16 protein-coding genes and 1 riboswitch are annotated in these 17,046 nt (G+C 42.3%); of the genes, 7 read left to right on the forward strand and 9 right to left on the reverse strand.

Features of this window, described 5'->3' with window-relative positions; translation table 11 throughout:
* Window positions 1-52: 52 nt before the first annotated feature.
* The gene (locus NFS43_RS13840; protein WP_251552264.1) at window positions 53-1,360 is read left to right on the forward strand and encodes an ATP-binding protein; all 1,308 of its coding nucleotides are present in this window, start codon (window positions 53-55) and stop codon (window positions 1,358-1,360) included.
* Window positions 1,361-1,678: 318 nt separating this feature from the next.
* On the opposite strand, the gene NFS43_RS13845 is transcribed toward NFS43_RS13840, so the two are convergent.
* Window positions 1,679-1,891, reverse strand: a complete 213-nt coding sequence (locus NFS43_RS13845; RefSeq protein WP_251552265.1) for a hypothetical protein — start codon at window positions 1,889-1,891, stop codon at window positions 1,679-1,681.
* A 29-nt stretch (window positions 1,892-1,920) separates the two neighbouring features.
* Window positions 1,921-2,004: riboswitch (cyclic di-GMP riboswitch) on the reverse strand.
* A 196-nt stretch (window positions 2,005-2,200) separates the two neighbouring features.
* Here NFS43_RS13845 and NFS43_RS13850 point away from each other — a divergent pair.
* Window positions 2,201-3,511 carry an ATP-binding protein gene (locus tag NFS43_RS13850; RefSeq protein WP_251552266.1) on the forward strand — a complete coding sequence of 437 codons (1,311 nt, stop codon included), beginning with the start codon at window positions 2,201-2,203 and terminating at the stop codon, window positions 3,509-3,511.
* 30 nt (window positions 3,512-3,541) lie between these two features.
* Here NFS43_RS13850 and NFS43_RS13855 read toward each other — a convergent pair whose 3' ends face one another.
* A complete protein-coding gene (locus NFS43_RS13855) occupies window positions 3,542-4,054 on the reverse strand; it encodes a hypothetical protein (protein WP_251552267.1) in 513 nt (170 codons plus the stop codon).
* A 164-nt stretch (window positions 4,055-4,218) separates the two neighbouring features.
* Between NFS43_RS13855 and NFS43_RS13860 the strand changes: the two genes are divergently transcribed.
* Complete coding sequence (locus NFS43_RS13860) at window positions 4,219-4,398, forward strand: hypothetical protein (protein WP_251552268.1); 180 nt, start codon at window positions 4,219-4,221, stop codon at window positions 4,396-4,398.
* An 80-nt stretch (window positions 4,399-4,478) separates the two neighbouring features.
* Entirely contained in the window at window positions 4,479-5,525 is a 1,047-nt protein-coding gene (locus NFS43_RS13865) for an acyltransferase (RefSeq protein ID WP_251552269.1), read from the forward strand.
* A 30-nt stretch (window positions 5,526-5,555) separates the two neighbouring features.
* On the opposite strand, the gene NFS43_RS13870 is transcribed toward NFS43_RS13865, so the two are convergent.
* Both NFS43_RS13870 and NFS43_RS13875 read right to left on the reverse strand, forming a co-directional pair.
* A complete protein-coding gene (locus NFS43_RS13870) occupies window positions 5,556-6,008 on the reverse strand; it encodes a hypothetical protein (RefSeq protein ID WP_251552270.1) in 453 nt (150 codons plus the stop codon).
* A gap of 212 nt (window positions 6,009-6,220) precedes the next feature.
* A complete protein-coding gene (locus NFS43_RS13875; protein ID WP_251552271.1) occupies window positions 6,221-7,912 on the reverse strand; it encodes a methyl-accepting chemotaxis protein in 1,692 nt (563 codons plus the stop codon).
* Window positions 7,913-8,300: 388 nt separating this feature from the next.
* Between NFS43_RS13875 and NFS43_RS13880 the strand changes: the two genes are divergently transcribed.
* Window positions 8,301-8,666 (forward strand): flagellar protein FlaG, encoded by a 366-nt coding sequence (locus NFS43_RS13880; RefSeq protein ID WP_251552272.1) that lies wholly within the window; start codon window positions 8,301-8,303, stop codon window positions 8,664-8,666.
* 110 nt (window positions 8,667-8,776) lie between these two features.
* Window positions 8,777-9,049 (forward strand): late competence development ComFB family protein, encoded by a 273-nt coding sequence (locus NFS43_RS13885; protein WP_251552273.1) that lies wholly within the window; start codon window positions 8,777-8,779, stop codon window positions 9,047-9,049.
* A 96-nt stretch (window positions 9,050-9,145) separates the two neighbouring features.
* Here the strand turns inward: NFS43_RS13885 and NFS43_RS13890 are convergent, their stop codons facing one another.
* On the reverse strand, window positions 9,146-10,072 hold the full coding sequence (locus NFS43_RS13890) for a metal ABC transporter substrate-binding protein (RefSeq protein ID WP_251552274.1): 927 nt from the start codon (window positions 10,070-10,072) through the stop codon (window positions 9,146-9,148).
* Window positions 10,073-10,577: 505 nt separating this feature from the next.
* Here NFS43_RS13890 and NFS43_RS13895 point away from each other — a divergent pair.
* On the forward strand, window positions 10,578-11,453 hold the full coding sequence (locus tag NFS43_RS13895) for an alpha/beta fold hydrolase (protein ID WP_251552275.1): 876 nt from the start codon (window positions 10,578-10,580) through the stop codon (window positions 11,451-11,453).
* Window positions 11,454-11,612: 159 nt separating this feature from the next.
* Here NFS43_RS13895 and NFS43_RS13900 read toward each other — a convergent pair whose 3' ends face one another.
* The 4 genes from NFS43_RS13900 to NFS43_RS13915 all read right to left on the reverse strand — a co-directional run bounded on the left by NFS43_RS13900 (window position 11,613) and on the right by NFS43_RS13915 (window position 17,010).
* Entirely contained in the window at window positions 11,613-12,536 is a 924-nt protein-coding gene (locus tag NFS43_RS13900; RefSeq protein WP_251552276.1) for a bifunctional helix-turn-helix transcriptional regulator/GNAT family N-acetyltransferase, read from the reverse strand.
* A gap of 230 nt (window positions 12,537-12,766) precedes the next feature.
* Window positions 12,767-14,029, reverse strand: a complete 1,263-nt coding sequence (locus NFS43_RS13905; RefSeq protein ID WP_251552278.1) for an oligosaccharide MFS transporter — start codon at window positions 14,027-14,029, stop codon at window positions 12,767-12,769.
* A 13-nt stretch (window positions 14,030-14,042) separates the two neighbouring features.
* Window positions 14,043-15,038, reverse strand: coding sequence for a glycoside hydrolase family 43 protein (locus NFS43_RS13910; RefSeq protein WP_420910334.1), 996 nt, complete (start codon window positions 15,036-15,038; stop codon window positions 14,043-14,045).
* A 589-nt stretch (window positions 15,039-15,627) separates the two neighbouring features.
* Window positions 15,628-17,010 (reverse strand): sugar porter family MFS transporter, encoded by a 1,383-nt coding sequence (locus NFS43_RS13915; RefSeq protein ID WP_251552280.1) that lies wholly within the window; start codon window positions 17,008-17,010, stop codon window positions 15,628-15,630.
* Window positions 17,011-17,046 lie beyond the last annotated feature (36 nt).

Raw genomic sequence — 17,046 nt, forward strand, 5'->3', positions numbered from 1 at the left:
ATGACAGAGAATAGTTTAGTGGTGTTAATTTTTAGATCGGTAGGTACATTCCATGAACATTCATTATGATTATATCCTGCTGCAGATGCTGATGGTGCTGTTCCCGATCATTCTTTATCAGGCCATCATGAGCGATAAAAAAATGAGCCAAAAGGCTGAAACCGCCTATTGGTTTGCGGTTTGTGCGATTACCGTGTCTCTTTGCATTGTTTTTTCGATTCAATTAGAAGAGGGAATCTATCTCGATCTTCGGATGATTCCATGGTTTTTAGCCTTTATTTATGGCGGCCGGGGAGTAGGGCTCCTTGTATCCGCTTTTTTTATCGTCATCCGGTTTTTGATGGGCGGAAATGGAATGATTACGGCATTTCTGGTGATGTTCGCCGGCTGTCTCGTCATGATTCGATTTAAGATGCAATTTACTAATTGGAACCGGCCGAAAAAAATCTATATGTCTATCGCATTTTTGGTCCTAACCTCGCTTGCGTTAATCATATCCGGAGCGCTGCTTCTGGATGTCATGACCACGAAGGTCCGATTGTTGGTCTACATTATTTTTACTGCCGCCAATAGCATCACGGTTTGGCTGACGGTTCACCTATTGGAGTCGTACCGGGAGAAGACCGAGCTATTAAATGAAATCCGGAAAAATGAGAAGCTCCATGTAGTTGGGCAGATGGCCGCCAGTGTGGCGCATGAAATCAGGAATCCGATGACAAGCGTCCGCGGTTTTGTCCAGCTGTTGTCGACCTCCTCCAGCCTTTCTGATTCAGAAAAAGGCTATCTTTCGGTTTGTCTGATGGAGCTGGACCGGGCCAATAAAATCATTTCCGACTATTTATCGTTAGGCAAGAGCTTGGACCAAGAAAAGCTCTGTCCGGTTAACCTAAGCTGGATTGCTTCCCAATCGGTTAACTCCCTTTCCTCCTATTCCTTAATGGAGAACGTGGAGGTGAAATTTACGATCGATCACAAAGCCATCGTCTTAGGGATTCCAGGGCGGGTCCAGCAAATGCTCGTCAATTTGATCAAGAACGCGATTGAAGCCGCCAGCCCGTCAGGACTAGTCCAGGTAACACTCCGCAAAAAGGAGGAGTCCGTCGAGGCCACCATTACCGATAACGGAACCGGCATGACTACCCAGCAGATTGAGAACCTCGGCCTGCCCTACTATTCCACGAAGGAAAAAGGAACCGGGCTTGGCATCATGGTCACCCTGCAAATCATTAAAGAAATGGGCGGTACCTGGACCGTCAAAAGCCAGCTCAACCAAGGCACCCAGTTCACCCTTACCTTCCCGCTGGCGCAGGAGGACGGGTCTCTTGCCTCCCAGGAAAGCTCTCTTGTATCTATTCCATAAATCAATGTTTTAACTGAACGTTGATTTTCTGTGCTTGAAAATAAACGGAAAAATTCCTCTTAAATCAGGAAATATGGGTATTTCCTTAAAAATAAGAGAGTTTTTTCCGTTTATTGTATCCAAAACCGTGAATTTTGGCTGATTTAGAGCTGTTAAGAGGAATTTCTCCGCTTATATCGGCTTCTTAACACCCCTCCATCTACAATAGAAGGAAATTCTCCGCCTATTCATTCTCCTACCACGAAAATCAACAATGAACCCTAAACAGAGCCACAAGAAAAAGGCAGCGGAAGCTCCCCTGCCAGCCGCGGCCTTTACTTAGGACCCCGTTGCGCTTAATTGAAAAAACCCCTTTTGATCATCATACCGTTCCAAGGCCACCAAGAATAACCTTCTTTCGAATAGTTCTGCTTCTAAAAATTGATATTCATGATCATACTTTTCCAATATACCTGTCACATATAGCTCTACTAACTTTTCATCACTTAGTTCTTTCACATCTAAATATTGTTCGTAAGCAAGAGCAGCCACAACTATATCCCCCTAAAATATGGACTATTTTAGGCAGCTCAGCCGTCATAGTTCGACACCTTAGACCTGGAGCTTTGCGTCCCAATCTTTCGAATGGTTTGCCTTTATCTATTTAAAAGTTATTTTACTATTTAAATTATAGTACATTTTTAAAATAATTTAAAACCCAATTGACAGGGAATTCCTGAAATGACACGCGCGCGCCTCAACAGATGGAAAATGCAGGAATAAGAAAAATAAAGGAGGATTTTCTCGAATAACAGCGAATTTTTAGTGATAAATTGATAGATCGGTGATGAGGTACATACCATGATGATTCAATATGACCATATCCTGCTGCAAATGTTGATGGTGCTGTTCCCGATTATTCTTTATCAAGCCATCATGAGCGATAAAAGAATGGGCCATAAGCTCGAGGCCGCCTATTGGTTTGCGGTTTGCGCAACGACCGTGTCACTTTGTGTCGTGTTTACGATAAAAATCGAAGAGGGAATCTATCTCGATCTGCGGATGGTTCCTTGGTTTCTGGCATTTTTATACGGCGGTCCAGCCGTTGGATTCCTCGTATCAGCCTTTTTTGTCGTGATTCGTTTTATAGCTGGCGGGCCCGGGATGGTTCCGGCCTTTGTCGTGTTGTTCATCTGCACGCTCGTCATTCTTAAATTCCGCCTTCATTTTAAAAATTGGAGCCGGCCGAAGAAAATCGGCATGTCGATCGTTTTCTTGGGCTTTACGGCTTATTCGATTCCCTATATCGGATCGTTGATATTAGATGTCCCTGTCACCAAGATCCGGCTTATCATTTACGGCGTTTATATTGCCGCCAATGGGATTACCGTTTGGCTTGCAGTCCACCTGCTAGAGTCGTACTCGGAGAAAAGCAAGCTATTAAATGAAATCCGGAAAAACGAGAAGCTCCAGGTGGTCGGGCAGATGGCCGCCAGTGTGGCGCATGAAATCAGAAACCCAATGACAAGCGTCCGCGGTTTTGTCCAGCTGCTGTCCACCTCCACCGCCCTGTCGGAGTCTGAGCGGAGCTATCTTTCGGTTTGTTTGATGGAGCTGGACCGGGCCAATAAAATCATTTCGGACTATTTATCATTAGGCAAGAACTTCGACCAGGAAAAACTGCGCCCGGTGAATCTGAGCTGGATTGCTTCCCAATCAGTTAAATCCCTTTCCTCGTATTCCTTGATGGAAAACGTGGAGGTGAAATTTACGAACGATCACCATGCCGTTGTCTTAGGGGTTCCAGGGCGTGTCCAGCAAATGCTTGTCAATTTGATCAAGAACGCGATTGAAGCCGCCAGCCCATCAGGATTCGTCGAGATGACCCTCCGCAAAAAGGGGGATAGTGTCCTAGTCATCATTACCGATGACGGAACCGGCATGACCTCGCAGCAGATTGAAAATCTCGGCCTGCCCTACTATTCCACCAAGGAGAAAGGAACCGGGCTTGGCATTATGGTCACCCTGCAAATCATCAAAGAAATGGGCGGCACCTGGGCCGTCAAAAGCGAGCTCAACCAAGGCACCCAGTTTACCCTCTCATTCCCGCTGGCGAAACAAGGGGAAGGCTCTCCTGCTGAGGCCGAGGAACGTGTGTATGTTTCTGTATAAGGTGGCGTGTGGTACGGTGCCTTCACACGCTCATTGCGAATAAAATTCCTTCTTCTTTTTGAGATAGTCGATCTCACACGGAAGGAGCTTGTAGGGAATCTCCCTGCCTTTTTTCTTGTTCCGGCCGGTTACTTCCCACCTGGCCTTTTCTAGTTTCAAGTGAACCATCACATTGGTATTATCGGGCTTCTTGTATAAGACATAGGCCTCCTGCGGCCTGACAAACAATCGCGGATTTCCGCGGGTGGCGACAAAGAAATGCTTTTTCAACGAATCATAGTACTCATCTTTTTCCTTCCCCCCGTAAATCATATTGGCCGCATCTAAATCCCTGGCAGACACTTCGATGTACTGATGTTCATCAATATCCAGCTGAAAGCTTGAAATGACATCTTTGATCACCTGCTGGGTAAATTGCTCATCCCGGGCCTTCCTTTGCTCCATGCACTCCGGTGTTAATCGAGGGGCTTCCGCATGCAATGGCTGTGAAAATGAGCCGAACAACAGGGACAAACCGAACATCAAGAATAATGCTTTTTTCAAAAAAATCACCTCACCATGTTTTGAATAGTATTTGACTTGGCTGAAGTGAATATCCCAAGGGCCGATGGCGTCCGTTTCCAATTTTCATGAATATTCACGGCTAAAGGAAAATATCTTTAGATAAGGATTTCACCAAATTCCATACTAAGACGGAGGCTGTTTCTTTGTATCGGAATAAGAATATCAACATCATCATCCTTTTGCTCTGCTGCCTGCTGCTTGCATTTATTGTGCATGTCCTTACCCATGTCCGAATTTATGTGGTCTATAGTACAGGGATTGGCCCGATTTTGGTCATTGGATTGATCATCGGTTTGATTGTTCTACTCTATTTCAAGGGTTAATCGGATTAGCTAAGCCAGGCGCATCGCCTGGTTTTTTGTTCATAATGCCTGGCATATCGGTAATAATAGAATGACTGAAGATGTCAGGAATAGAGGCCGGTGCCATGCAGAGGAATTATGCGATTGATTTTTTCAAGTTTTTCGCCATTGCGGCAGTCGTGGTGATTCATACATTTCCTAGCGATCATGAGCTGGGGTTCTTTTTTGTCGATAACTTTACCCGGTTTGCGGTCCCGTATTTTTTTGCGGCCTCGGGGTATTTGTTCGGCCTCAAGGTGAAGGATAACCCTCATTCTTGGTCCTATTTTAAACGGTATCTTTGGAAAATCCTCAAGATTTATCTCTGCTGGCTGCTGTTTTATATCGGCTATGATATTGTCCGGATATATTTAGAGCACGGCGGCAGCATCCGTGGCGAGTTATCCAAGTACCGCGAGAATTTGACGCTCCGGAATCTGCTTTATTATGGGGAGGGAACGAGCGGCTACCAGCTGTGGTTTGTGATTGCCCTTGTATGGAGCATGACGGTTTTATATGGTTGTTTCCGGATGAAAAAAATCGGCTTTCTGCTGATGGTCAGTTTAGGCTTGAATGTGGCCGGGCTGTTCGGGCAGTCGTATGCCTATTTTTATGAGCTGCCAGTGGAAAGTACACGTGATGCCCTGTATATCGGCCTGTTTTATACAACCTTGGGCTTCTCGTTTGCCTCTTGTCGAAAGCCGATGCGCTTCCGTAAGTGGACTTATTTGATTGGGTTTTGTTTGTTTGCGGTGCTGCAGGCAGCGGAGGGCTACTGGCTGGAGAAAGTGCTGTCAGCGAAGCACGGCGAGTATTTTTTATCAACGATTTTCTTAACGGTATTCCTGTTTCTATTGACGATCACTTGCCCAAATCTGGGCAAGGGGTTATGGATTTCGAAAGTCGGGGCCAGATCGTTGGGGATTTACACGATTCATGTGTTTTTCATCGACATGGTCGACCTCTTGTTTGACGGCCTCGGTGAAGGGAGCGTCACCCATAGTGTGCTGTGGAATGTGATCGACGCCTCCCTCGTCTTTTCCGCATCGTATTTGGCCTATGATGTGCTGCAGCTGGTGAAAAATAGAATTCCTTCTCCACAAAAATAGGGGTAGGTCCTCAGAACTGCCCCCCTTGGATTATTCGTCACGGCCAAATATTTTTTGAAATCCGTACATGATAAACGAAACACTATAAAACATTAAGAAGAAATAAAAATGGCTCATGCGTTTGAGTGAAAAGATGTTATATTTTTTAAATAACCACGTCAGCGGGTAAGCGAACAGCAAGTCGAAGGCCGTGTTTAAGGCTGTGTACTTCAAAAATTTTCCGTACGTCCATTTAAAGATCCACATGGACCCCGCTAAAAATGGACCGATAATAAAGGGAAGCTCTTGATTAAGATTGGGGGTGAGTCTTGTCCCAAAAACCCACCATTTTTTCTTCGTTCCAATGTACGACAGGTTCATGAGAATAAAGGATACGAAAAAAGACGAAGGCAGAAATTTTTTGATGTTCTTCCACCCAATAAACGGGACGGTCATCCAAGAAATGAGGACCATGCCCATTAAAATGATTTTGGATCTGCTCACTATTTCCACCCTCCTTTACATGATTAAAATCTCCATTCCTTTTTAAAATATGTTGTCCTTCTTCCAATAAAATTGCATGAAAAAACGCAAGTGGCTGGCACTTGCGCTTTCTATTTTGCTGATTGGAGTTTTTTACCAGAATTTTGCAGCGCTGGTTCGCTCGACAGCATCAAACGATTTGATAATCGTCCCTTTAGGAACGACAGTTTGTGCTACAGTTTAAAGCGGTTAATATGCTTCTGCAGTTCCTCTGCCATGCTGGATAAATAAGTGGCCGACTCTGTTACTTGCTGCATGGCTGAGGCCTGCTGCTGGCTTGCTGCTGCTACCTCTTGTGTTCCGGATGCTGCAGATGCAGCAACCTCCTTAATAGACTGGATTGTTTGAACCATTTGCTCAGAGCTTCCAGCCATTTCTTGTACAGCTGCGGATACTTCTTGTATCTGATATTTTACAATCGTAACGGCCTCTTTAATGTCTTCAAATGAAGTTCCCGCCGTATTGACGACTTCGATTCCAGAAGATACTTCATTCGTAGCAGCCTCCATTGATTGAATCGACTCTCTTGTTTCTTTTTGCATTGTCGAAATAAACTTAGAAATCTGTTCGGCGTTGTGGGCCGATTGTTCGGCTAGCTTCCGGACCTCATTGGCCACAACGGCAAATCCACGGCCATGATCTCCCGCTCTCGCAGCTTCGATGGAAGCGTTCAGTGCCAGCAAATTGGTTTGATCCGCAATGTTCGTAATCACGGATACCACATTTCCAATCTGCCCTGATCGTTCTCCCAAGCCTTCAATTTTTTTGGAGAGTCCAATAAAGGTTTCATTAATGGCATTCATTTGCTCAATGGCTCTTTCAATCATTTTACTGCCTTCTGCCGCTTTGTCGGACGCATTGACGGCACTATTTGAAACACTTAGAGAGTTATCGGCAATCTGCTGAACTCCGATGGACATTTCATTAATGGTATGAGAGGTTTCCTCTACGCTCTTTACTTGTTTAGTAACGCCCTCCGCTACATGCTGCATTGTGATGCCAATTTGCACAGAAGCAGCACTTGTTTCTTCTGCACTTGCGGATAGCTCTTCGGAAGAGGACGCCACTTGTTCTGCATTCACTCTTACTTGCTGAATCAAGTCCCGCAGATTGGCAGCCATCTCATTGAATGATTTTGCTAAGTGGCCAATTTCATCCCTATTTTTTATTTGAATGTTTTCAACAGTGAGGTCGCCCGCTGCTATCTTCTCTACCATATCAGCTAGCTTCACGATTGGTTTTGAAACCATTCGTCTGATTACATTTGAAACGATGCCGCCTATAACAATCGCGAGGATGCCCAAAATAATGACCCAGGTCTTGACGGAAGTCACTTCCGTGTTCGTTTCCTTCGTACCGGAATCTAGAATGCTTTGCTGCAGCTTACTTAACTGTTCTATTTCCTGGTCCATTGTATTCATCACTGCTTGGTCTTGAGAGTTTGATAGCTGAACAACATCGTTTATGTTATTTTGCTGTTTAAATAACACTTGTTGATTCCCCAAATTAAAAAATACTCTTTCTGTTGTCTTTAAGCTCTTTAACAGCTGCTTGGCTTGCTTATTCTTTAACAATTTTTCCAGATTTTTACTCGATGTCAAGAAGTCTTCATGCCCTTTTTTAAAATCCTCAAGAGATTTTTGGTCCCCGCTGAGTAAATACCCTCTTACATCAGCTTCTTCATTTTTTATAATTCCGTTCAGTTCTTCAATTAAAATGAGTTTCTTTGCTTTATCATTGATCAAATCATCATAGGATCCTTCAAGCTTCGTAATTTGTGTGAAACTTATGATGACTGTTACACCAAGAATAAGCAGGACAGAAAAAAAGCTAAAAAACAACTTTTTACCGATTGTGAATTTCATGGCAGTTATCCCCCAGTTTGTATTCGATTTCTGTTGAATGACAATGTCATACACTCATTAAAGGGCAGAACCTTATCTATCGTTCCAGTTCCTATAAAAGAGTGCACGTTTAAAATAATCGGTATTCTTAGAATTTTGTTTAATATTTTAAACAAAAAAACCAACTCAAAGGGTTGGCTTTAGAATGGTACATAAAGTTGTAAAAAATGGGGGCCAGGAATGTGCATGATTCCTTTGCAATCATCGGTAACACCATTCCAAAAGAAATATCGGTTTTAGAAGGGAAAAGTTTAGAAAACAGCGGCTAGGTCCATATTTCACCCTATACCAATTTCTATTTCAGCCGATTAGTCTATGTATATAAGTTTATCAAAAGGGGATGTACGTTTTGAGCATTCATTCAACCACATTCAATCTTCAAAACAACCAAAGCTATTCTACTAAATATAGTGGTGAGACAGGCAGTCCAAGCAGTCCGGAACAAACGAAACCAGCGGATGAACGCCCACAAACTGCAAATGGTACAGGGACAACAGAGGAAAGAGTTCAACATGCAATTAAAAATTTTAATCAAATTTTCAATTCTACACATATAGAGTTTCAGATGCATGAGGATTCTGGGAAATATTTTGTGCAAATCATCGATAATCAGTCCAAGGAAGTGTTGAAACAGATTCCTTCAGAAGAATTTTTAGAAATGGCCGCTGCCACTAAAGAGCAGCAGCAAAGTCTATTATTGGATACGCGCGTTTAAAAAGCAAAGTATATCAGTGAATTTTCACGTTGATAATAGTAGAAACTAAATGTTTTTTGCAAAACGTACGATAACTATATTAGTTTCTAAAACATAAAAGGAGATTCAGCGTGAAACAATACATCAATGTTATGGAAGAAGTTGTTGAGTCTTTAGTTACCTTTATGCTGCAAAGTCCCGACTATCGCCTTTTTTGCAAATGTGAAAAGTGTAAAACAGACATAATCGCCTATAGCCTAAACAATCTGCCGCCGCACTATGTAACAACCGAAGAAGGAAGAAAAAATGTTTTTGAAAATTTAAATACAGATAAAAATAGAGAATGGGTCAATAAGCGAATTATCAGTGCGATTCATTTGGTTCATAATTATCCAAAGCATTAAGTAAGATACAGTCATGAAAGAGCCAGACTTATTCATTATCTCTCCCTTTATATAAATAGAGAGGCCCTCGAAAATCATTTTTTCGAGGGCTATTTTTTAATTCATAATGGTCAGTTTAAGGGCCTCCAGATTTTTTTCCATCACACCGATATAATCTAACCCTTGATCCTGCTCTTCTTTTGTCAGACCTTCCAGCGGATTTAATACCTCTGTTTTCGCACCGATTTCTTTTGCTAACGTTTTGGCCACTTTGGCGGAGGTCATCTCCTCAAAGTAGATCACCTTCACGTTTTTCTCTTTCGTCATTTCCGTTAATTCCGAAAGCTTGCGCAGCGTCGGTTCCACATCTGGCGACAATCCGGCAATTGGGATTTGCGTTAAGCCATATTGATTAGCCAAATAACCAAACGCCGCATGCTGTGTCACAAATTCCTTCGTTTTGGCTTGATCGATTGTTTCCTTGTATAACTGGTCCAGCTCCACAAGCTGGGAATTGAGCGCGTCGGCATTCTGTTGATACTGCTCTTTGTGGGCTGGGTCTGCCTGTTCTAATGCCTTGGCGATCGTCTTCACCTCTTGCTGGGCCAAAACAGGTGACAGCCATACATGGGGGTCTTTAGAAGACGCATGCTCATGGTCGTCCTCTTCCTCTGTCTCCAGTGCATCCATCAACTCAATCCCGTCGGAAGCCTCGACTACCTTTAACTCGTCGTTCTTCACACTCTTTAGGACTTTTTCAGTCCAGGTTTCAAAGTATTGGCTGTTGTAAATGAACACGTCCGCGTCTTGGATTTTGGCCATATCCTTTGTCGATGGCTCCCAATCGTGGGGCTCTACCCCATTTGGGATCAATAGTTCCACATCGGCTAGATCGCCGGCCACTTTTTCGGTAAAGTAATACATTGGATAAAACGTCGTCACAATCTGCAGCTTTTTCGATGCTTTTTCTTTCGTTGAAGCCGCATTGGAGCAGCCGCTAACGGCCAGCAGCAAAATAATTAATGCAAACATCATTTTTTTCATGGTTTTTTCTGCCTCCATTTCCATAATCCGAAATCATTACGATTTAAAGGGGATAATTATTTCATATTTTTTAAGTTTAGTAGGAATTACAAATCGTAATTGTTACGAATTACATCATATAACGAGTCCTTGTTTATGTCAATAAGTAAATTTTAACGGAATTGAAAAACGCAAGCTGTTTTCACTTGCGCATCATCTTTTGCTCCTATTTTCTTTGAAATGTAAATTTATAAATGACAAAAGGTACAAGCCCTAAGAGAAACGGATATTTTTTATCAATGGATCTGTCGAATAATCCTCTGTGGATAGAGATTTTATCCGGCAGTATCGCCATCCATAACACCATGATGATCACTGGTCTAACGAGTATTAATAGATCAATTTGTTGAAAGCTGTCAGTTCTCAATGGATGTGACCTATGATAAACTTAGGTTGTAAGAGTTTTCCAATTGAGTATGAAACTTATAGACCTATATTTCTATAAGCATAGGGGGAAGGATGTTTTTTGGGAAAAGGATCGATTTATAAAAATGAAGGGAAAAGGCATATTACTCAACATTACGATCATTATCTAAAGATGTTTGATTTTAATATCGAGCAGATATATGTGGATACAAGTTATGGTGAAACACATATTCTTGTAGCAGGGCCGCCAGAAGGAAAGCCTATTTTTATTTTTCAGGGTGGAAATTGTATAAATCCAATGACTTTATCTTGGTTTTTACCACTCATAGATAAATACAGAATTTATGCACCAGATACAATTGGTCATCCAGGGTACAGTAGTGAAAGGAGAATTTCGGCGAAGGACCATAGTTTTGCCCAGTGGATAAAGGAACTTATGGATTACTTTCATATAGATCGCAGTGCATTTGTTGGTCCGTCCTACGGTGCAGGTATTATTTTAAGATTAGCCACATTTATGCCAGATAAAATTGACTGTTCTATATTGGTATCACCAGCAGGAATAAGATTAGGTTCTAAGATGAGAATGATTAAAGATATCTTACTTCCTTTAGTCTTATTTAATCGTACTTCATCACAAAAATATCTCAATAAAATCACGGATGCTATGTCAAATAATAGTATGAGAGAAATGGATAAAAATATTATTGGAGATGTATTTAAATATACTAGACTTGAACAGGATATGCCCAAATTAACTACAAAGGAAGAATTATCACATTATAGCGCGCCCACTTTAATCATAGCAGGAAAAAGGGATATCTTTTTTCCTGAAAGTAAATTAAATAAAGCTGCTAGAGAAATCATTCCAAATTTAATTGCATATAAGACTTATGATATGGGACATTTCCCATCTGAAGAGTATCTCGTGAAAATTAACCATGATATTGTAGAATTTTTAAAGGATCATTACTAACCCTGTCTCTTTTATAAATTGATGGAGCTTTACTGCAAAAAGAGAACTTCACACCAATATGAAGTTCTCTTTCATGTTTAAAAAAATTACCCATATAAAACAACAAAGTAAACGAAAACAGATTAACATAGCTTTTTTTAAACAGGCTCGCCTTGCGCCTCACTTGGTAAGGTCTAAGTCCCAGCGTTCTTCCACAATCGGGGTTTTGGTCCATTCCTGATTCGATTTTTCTTCTGTCCGCCTAAAATCGTAGCGGCTGTATAGATGGCGCGCTGCACCTAAAATGTTGACGGTCCATAAAAAGACATGCTGATAATGCTGTGCTTTACAGAATTGAAGTGCCGTCTCGATCAGCTTTTTGCCAATGCCCAGTCCTTGATACTGTTCATCGATGATAAACCATCTAAGCTGCGCATCCGTCTCCGTTGCCTTCGCGATGGCAATCGATCCAACCGGTTTTCCATCGACTTCAGCAATCCAGAGTTCTCCTCGATCATGGTCGAGCAGAAATTCCGTCAAGCCCTTCATGACGTAGTATTCAAAAATGGGGCCAAATTGATAGGTTTCGGCATATAACGTTCCATGCAGCTGAGCGACGAACCCAGCATCTCCCGGCTGAAATGTGCGAATCGTTACCTTCGGCTGGGCAGGAGTTTCTTTCGCGAAGATGGATTCGATTGTTTCCATGGAACCGGTCAGCCGGGCCACATCATGTTTTGGTAGGTCCTGAATCATTTTTCCCACTTCATGGTTGGCTGTTGCCACTAAGTTAGCATAGATTTGTTTGCCTTCGTCTGTGAGAAATAGCAGGTATTGGCGTTTATCGTCTGTTGCTTGTTTTTTCAAAATAATGTTTTCTTCTTCTAATTTTTGAACGATCCGGCTCATCTGTCCGCGGTCTATGCCAAGTTTTTCTCTGACTTCTGTTGCGGTGCAGCCATTTCTGGAATGGAGTTCCGATATGACCCGCGCTTCGGTTAAAGGAAACGGTTTGTGATAGATTTCTTGGTCGATCTTCCCTAGAACGTTGGCATAGTACCGATTGAATTTCCGGATTTTTTCTACATGTTGAATGGTTTCCATCCTGTTTCTCCTTACTATTCAGAATTTTTAATTATATAGTATAGTATTTAGTTGATTTAGTCAACTATATACCAGATACATTATAAGCAGGAGCTAACTTTCCATTCCCCATCTTATCTATCCAAAACCTAATAATAATCATAAGACAAAAAAGTGTCTGGCAGTCCCTATCAAAACCAGTGGATGCCAGACACCTTATTCATTTTAGCTGAAATGGTTCATATAAGTTTTTAATTTGCGATTTTCCGCTGGATTTGCAAGGATTTTTCAGCATGAAATTTTTCGCTTGCCATAATCAATCCACCAGCGATGACAAATGCTAAAATAACAACAGCCATCACGATATAGGAATTTTGGAATCCAATAGAGCCATATAAAACTCCCATGAGTGAAGAGAAAATCGTAATCCCGATCTGTTTGGCAAAGTTGAATGCCAGCATATAAACCGTTGCAGACAAACGGACATCAAAGACGCCGGTAATATATTTCATAATGGAAATCAGCATTAATGGCATTTCAATTGAGGCTAACAGTCTCCAGAATGCCAGCATCCAAACTTCTGTAAGGAATGCCGAGCCGATGACACGTACGAATAAAATGACACCTGCGAGGATCAACCCATTTTTCGCGCCAATTTTATTGATAAACCATGGAGTCACTACCATGAAACCGGCCTCAATAAATACCTGGGCAGATGCAATTCGGCTAAATACAAGCTCTCCTCGTGACTGCTCATCGAAAAAGCTGGCAAAATAGTTCGGGAACTGCTGGTCAAATACATCAAACATCGTGGCTGAGCCGATAATAATCAGGCAAAGCCCCCAGAAGCTTCTATTTTTAAAGACATTCATCATATTTTCTTTTGTTACAGGGTTTTCTTTCTTCTTAGTTCCAGAAGATTTCGTTCCTTCGATCTCTTCATCCTTCACTCGAAGGGCCCACAATAACACACCAAGCAAAATGGCGGAGCAAGTACCGGCCCAGAAGATGCTGTATGGGTTTTGCACAAACATGATTCCACCGATAAATGCTGCGGTTCCGCCTGCAATCGAACCAAACAACCGAACATGTCCATATTCATAATGGTTGGCACGGGTACCGCGCTCGATATAGGCCTCAACCACTCCAACGCCGCCGTTCAGACATAGGCTTAAGTATGCCCCGCCGACAATGGCGCCGAATATGGCATTAAGCTGTAGAAGTGGCAAAAAGGCAAACTGGACAAATGGTCCGACAAACAACAGACATAGTACAACAAATCCAAATAGGTACTTTTTCAATCCGAGCCTATCTTGAATCACTCCGTAGATCGGCTCTAGAATTAAAGCTGTTACCGCCATTGCCGAGAATACGAGGCCTGAAACACTTGTACTTAAATGCGCTGTTTTATTCAGCCAGAATGGCAGGAAACCAAAAATGAGCGCCCAAATCATAAAATAGAAGAAATACATGCCGCCGAAATTCCAAAACTTTATCTGTTTTAAATTGTTCATCTTATTCACTCCTTTATTTCAAGACTTCTGGTGTCTTAGGTGTCCATCTTGCATCAGGTACCGGAACGCCAAAGATAGGATTTCCTTGTTCATCCCAATCAAGTTTTTGTGCCCTGGCCTGACGGTTTGGTTCATATAGCGGATCGCCGACAAGCTCTGTGTAATTGCGGGCATGATAAACCAAAATGGTATCCTTGCCATCCTCTGATTCCGTAAAGCTATTATGGCCTGGTCCATATTGGCCATTTTCCGGACAGCTTTGGAATACTGGTTCCTGACTCTTTGTCCATGAGGCAGGGTTTAATAGGTCATCCTCTGCATTTGCCGTTAATAGGCCCATGCAATAATCCACACCGGTGGCGCTTCCAGAATAAGTAATGAATACCTTTCCATTTTTGATTAAAACGGCAGGGCCTTCATTTACCCAAAACCCTTGAATTTCCCATGTCAATTCAGGTTTCGTAAGCATGACCGGTTCAGTTGCCAAGGTCCAAGGGTTTTCCATCTTTGAGATGTAAAGATTAGAATGGCCCATAATGTCCAAATCCTGCTGTGCCCAAACGAGGTATTGTTCTCCTTTATGGAAGAAGGTGGTGGCATCCAATGAAAATGTAGACATGGTAGTCTTCAATTCCCCTTTTTCCACCCAAGTTCCCTCCAACGGATTATCAGAGGCGTTTTCAAGAACATATATTCTATGGTTAAATGTGTCATCATCAATATTGGTATCAGGTGCAGCCGCGAAATAGATATACCATTTTCCATTTGCTCGATGGATTTCCGGGGCCCAGATCAATTGGCTCAATGGCCCGTTTTCGTGTTTCCACCAAACGGCAACTTCTTTGGCTTCCTGCAAATCATTTAGGTGTTTCGCTCTTCTTAACACAATTCGGTCATATAGCGGATAAGAACCAGTGAAATAGTAATATCCATCTGTATGTTTATAAACAAAAGGATCTGCCCGCTGTAATACGATTGGATTCAAAATTTCTTCTGCCATTGTTCTCATACATCCCTTCAATAATATCTAAGAAAACGTTTGCGTTTTTCCTCATTCGCAATCCCTATTTTTCTACTAGGATTCTAATGAAGCCCTTTCAAAGAATATCGTAGTAAGGTTATTTGTAAAAACGTATCCGCTTTCGTATAGGTTGATAGTACCATTTATACGTACAATTGTCAATATATTTAATAATTGTACGTATATAATTTTACGATTAATAATTCCCTGCATTCCCCCATCTATCCACACCGTACGAAAATAACTTATTTATGCAATTTCAAGTTAAACCAACGGGTTCACCTCCACTTTTCCCTGTATACTCGATCTCTATCGTTAGCCTCAAACTAATTTGTACGCATAAATATTTTTCTAAACAAGATGTTGTATGTCTTTATGCATAAAAAAAGAAGCTTCATAGAATGAAAGCTTCTTTTCTAAACAAACCGTACCTGTGGTTTTCCTGATATATTGTTTTTTTACCGATATATCGATTTTTTTACTGATATATTCAAATTTTTGCTGATAAACCCGCAAAATTACCTGATATCGTTCACTTCACTGGTTTTTGCATCAGCCCGTTTTCGCACTTTTTTCTTCAGCTAGCTAATCTATTTTCTCCCATTTTCTCAATTTCCTCTAAAGTCTGTCCGCGCGTTTCAGGGACGCATGTCCGGATAAATAACACACCTAGTAAACAAATCACCCCGAAGATGGCAAACACAGCTTCTTGCGGCATCGAAGCCGTCATGATTGGGAATAGCAATCCCACTAAGAAAGAACCGATCCAGTTAAAGGATGAAGCTAATCCTGACGCACGGCCGCGAATCGCCAGCGGGAAAATCTCTCCCACGATAACCCAGGTTAACGGGGCCCATGTGAAGGAATAAAGCGCCACATAAATACTTAGGAAAACAACGATCATCATCGGGCTGGCATTCGGAATCAATGAATTCAAAATGGCTGGCAAAATAAAGGATAGTCCCATGATCGTTCCGCCGATGGTCAATAAAGTCCGGCGATTGAATTTGTCCGCAATCAGCAGGAATACCAATGAACCGATGACGAGAATAACCCCTTGAATAATCGGCCATAACAGCGCGGAACTGGCTGAGTGTCCTGTTGCTTTTTCTACAATTAACGGAATGTAATAGAAAATCGCGTTAGCGCCCTGGAATTGCTGGAAGGCCGCAACCCCTACACCAGCCATGACGAGATAGCGGTATTTGCCGCTAAATAATGTGCCCCAGGATGCTTTCTGGTTTGCCTTCATTTCCTGTTTAGCCGTCTCTTGAATTTGTTTGATTTCCGCATTGATTTCTTCTTTGTTCGAGCGAATATAGCTTAACACCTTGCGTGCTTCATCGAGCTTATGATTCTTGATTAAAAAGCGTGGTGATTCGGGTAACCGCAGTACGCCAATGAATAAGATCAAAGCGGGTACAGCTGCTAAACTAAGCATCAAGCGCCAGGCCATGGTTTCTGGCAGCCCTTTCAGTAAATAGTCCACAATGTACGAAAGCAGCATCCCGGATACAATCATCGTTTGATTGATGCCTGACAACCGCCCGCGCAACCGTGCAGGTGACATTTCTGACATATAGGCCGGTACCAGTGCTGAAGCAGCACCAACGGCTAATCCTAATAATGTCCGGACCGCAATCAAGAAGAATTGCCCATTGTGAGGGGCGATCCCTGACAAAATGGATCCGATTACAAAAATTAAGGCAGAGATTAAAATCATTTTGCGCCGTCCTAAGCGGTCAGAAAGCTGTCCGGCCAAGGCGCCTCCGAAAATGGCGCCAAACATGACCGAAGAGGTGATCCAGCCAATTGCGCCAGCGTTGTTATGAAGGTTCCAGTCATTTTCCAAAAAAGGCAAAGCCCCCGTCATGACGCCAATGTCGTAGCCAAACAGAATGCCTCCGAAAGCCCCAAAAAAGTAGATGAAACCGCTTGAAATTTTCTTTTCATTCCCCATTGATGTTCCCTCCTCAAGACCTATAAATCATATTAT

Origin of the sequence: Neobacillus muris (assembly GCF_943193175.1) — a bacterium.
Taxonomy (GTDB): Bacteria; Bacillota; Bacilli; order Bacillales; family Cytobacillaceae; genus Neobacillus; species Neobacillus muris.